This is a genomic window from Gilliamella sp. CG35, assembly GCF_046635745.1.
Classification (GTDB): Bacteria; Pseudomonadota; Gammaproteobacteria; order Enterobacterales; family Orbaceae; genus Gilliamella; species Gilliamella apicola_I.
This window is the reverse complement of the sequence record NZ_JBIDFH010000027.1, coordinates 1-3,204: the sequence shown is the minus strand read 5'-3', so window position 1 is coordinate 3,204 and position 3,204 is coordinate 1. Positions and strand designations below refer to the sequence as shown.

Here is a 3,204-nt window from a genome sequence, read left to right as displayed (position 1 = left end):
TTGCGTTGTTGATAGGCTTCTTTTCGAGCCCAATTACCCCAACGGGTTAATACTTGAGTGATATCATAATCAGCATTTAAACTCACTTTATTTAGCCATTGTTTTGGTTTATTATTTTCTTGAATATTCAGGTTCTGTGCTGTCATTATTTACCTCATAACTTTTCCATATAATTCCAATTTATAATGTTTAACTATTTATTAATCTGTGACTATTAACTTATTGTCATATGTTGAAGTACTTATTTTTTAGTAACAATATCGATAGGAAGAATTAAAAAAAAGGACGCGTTACCTTAATGTTTTGATATTTTCCCTTATTAAGATCATATTGATTTATGAGTCGACGGCGATAATCATAAAGTTGGTCAACATGTTTCTCAGCGACTTTTATTTGTTCATCAAGTAAAGCTAATTGTTGTTGTGGTGTCATCATAAAGTTTTCCTATTCAAAATAAAACACACCTATAATAACAATAGTTATCATTAAAATCAATAACTATTGTTATAAAAAATTAATGATAATCCTATAAAAACAAAATGTTTAAAGTTTTACACTAACATAATATTTTTATTAAAATTGGTGTCATACCACCTCAACAAAAAAAACATAAATTAACTTAATATCAATTATTTATTAATAAATATTACGACAACAAAAATAATGTTCTAATATGTATAGTACAATTTATAATCAAAATAGTGGTATTTAATATTTGATTAAAACTGAAAAACAATAACTTTTAGTCTTGACTAAATTGATAACTTATATTATCATCAGTTTTATCAAAACTAATTGACTTACCATAAAGTTAGCAATACCACGAGTTACTAATGGGGTAAGAAGATTCAAGTAGCTAGCAGAGGCGTACGAACATACTGCAGTTTTGATACGGTACTTGATAGCGTATTTTAAAGTTACAATATTGAGTACCTGACAACTGGAAAGACAGTGGTAGTCCACATTTTTGCCCCTATATTGGGGCTTTTTTAACCTTATTAGGACTATTCAAATTTTTATAAAAAGGTTAAAACAATACAGTTAATGATGAAATCCAGCAAGATAACAAAAAATCATTTTGATCATAACTGTGATTTAATATAGACATTTTATTGGAAGAAAAAGGTAAAGTGATAAAGAGGTTACCTATCATATTTTCATATCAGACTTGATAAAATCATTTTAATAGGTAACGCTACTTTTGAAGTATTAGTCGGTGTAAATTCATCCCTAATACTAGCTAAATAACAACCCTTGTTGAATGGGTTAAATACTCCTTATAATCATTATAAGTAAGTTCCGCAAACGGCTCTTTTTGCTTCATCTATACCCCAAGCACTAGGAAACGAAATCATTCCATCGTGACTTGAAACCAGAATCGCTTCTGAAATGGCTTCATTATTGTCATTAGTGGTGTTGTGAGATTCATTAGTATAATACCAACCAAATTTCCAATTAGATTTTGGATAAGTTACAATCAAACTATTATACTGTTGATTAAGCGATCTCCCCCACTCACTGAAGACACCATATCCAATTCCGCGTGTAAACACATTATAAATACGACCTTTCGCACCATCTAAATTTTTAGTCGAGAACTCGGATGAATTATTTAATTCTTTTCGGCTCAACAATTTTGAAGAACCTGTACATTGAGCCCTTGCATCGTTTTGATTTTGGAAAGATTGTAATTTTGGTTCAAGCCATAAATCAAGACTGAATGTATAATCATAATGGATTTTATCATCAGATTTTAAGGTTGCCGTTATAGTGACCGTTTTAGTAGGCTGGTTAAGCGTAATTAAACCATCTTTATCAACAGTAACAGAACTATTATTTGTCGTGAAGGTATAATCGTTTTGTACACCACCCATGACTAACTGAAATTGCGCACCGGCAAAACCTGTCGTTGGAAAATGTTTTTTAGATAAGGTAGGTGTCACTTTAAATCCTTGATTGAAGACATAATCTTCAGTTACTCCGCCACCTACTGCAAAATTAGGTTTATTTTTAGGAATGTTATTTATACCAATTCCGGTGAGATTCCACTTTTCATCATTCTCAGATTTGTCATTTTTAACTGAACGCCATTGAGTAAGTGGATCTGAGATAAGACTATAAGGTTTTGCAAAGCAAGTATTAGCGATAGCTATTTGATAAGTTTTTGTTATAGGCTGAGCACCCATTGATTGAGTTTCAATAAAATTGACAGGATCGCTTTCATTAGGATCGCCAAATTGAGTATGAACTTTAATATCAGTCGCGGTGATTTCTAATTTTAACGGCATTTTATATTTGTTATGGCTACAAGCAATATTATTAAAATCTGCAGGATCGATTTTAACATTATTACTATCCTTCCAAACATAATTTAATGTGTTGCTGATGGGTTGCTTAGGATCAAAAGCATCATTATTAATATCAAAATAATCACCCTTATTATCATCAATAGTTGTTCTAGGAACAAAATAACTTTTTATGACAAAATCATTTAAGTTAGTCGTATGATCAAAATATTTGGTGGTATTACTAGTGATGTTACCGGATATTTCATTGTAATCAGTACCGTTGTAATTAAAACCTAATTTATTAACGATCGATTCTGTTGCAAAAAAGACAGGTTTATCCCCTTTTATCGAATTGACGGTCGTTGTTGATAGTGCTGCATTAGCAGGATTAACTGAAATGAAAGCCAAAACTGCACTTAAATAACTCAGTTTAGTTGCAGTCCTATTTTTTTTTAGCATAGATAATAAGCAATTTAAATGCGAACCTATATTCAATTTAGAGATGACTAAATGGTTAGGTTTGTATTCACTAAAATTTCGTGAATTAGGGTTGATAATGTGCTTCATATAGTTTTCTTCATTAACAAAATAACAAATCAATCACAAATCTTAAGATTGATTTAATAACTTCACATTCATCCAATTAATTTAAATGAAGAGGTGATCCTTTTAAATATTATTGATCGGATTTATCGATCCATCAACACCCAATCAATTTAAAATCACTATCAAAAATAATAAGATACTGCTATATTCCTTACATTATTTTCAATATGAGGAGATAATAAAATTGATTTAATAATTGAAAAATTTATCCACTTAATTTAAAAGAAGAGATAATCTTCAAAAATATTATTGATCGGATTTATCGATCTATCAATATACGATCAATTTAGAATCACTATCAAAACAACAT

2 protein-coding genes are annotated in these 3,204 nt (G+C 29.8%); both read right to left on the bottom strand.

Translation table 11 applies throughout. From position 1 onward, the window contains the following. Positions 1–273 precede the first annotated feature (273 nt). Entirely contained in the window at positions 274–435 is a 162-nt protein-coding gene (locus ACGH4F_RS09435) for a hypothetical protein (RefSeq protein ID WP_411590997.1), read from the bottom strand. Positions 436–1,286: 851 nt separating this feature from the next. Next, positions 1,287–2,855 carry a hypothetical protein gene (locus ACGH4F_RS09430; protein WP_267349631.1) on the bottom strand — a complete coding sequence of 523 codons (1,569 nt, stop codon included), beginning with the start codon at positions 2,853–2,855 and terminating at the stop codon, positions 1,287–1,289. Between the last annotated feature and the right edge of the window lie 349 nt (positions 2,856–3,204).

Coding starts and splice junctions, on each gene's coding strand:
- ACGH4F_RS09430 (WP_267349631.1), bottom strand. CDS start 2,855: ATGAAGCACATTATCAACCCTAATTCACGAAATTTTAGTGAATACAAA.
- ACGH4F_RS09435 (WP_411590997.1), bottom strand. CDS start 435: ATGATGACACCACAACAACAATTAGCTTTACTTGATGAACAAATAAAA.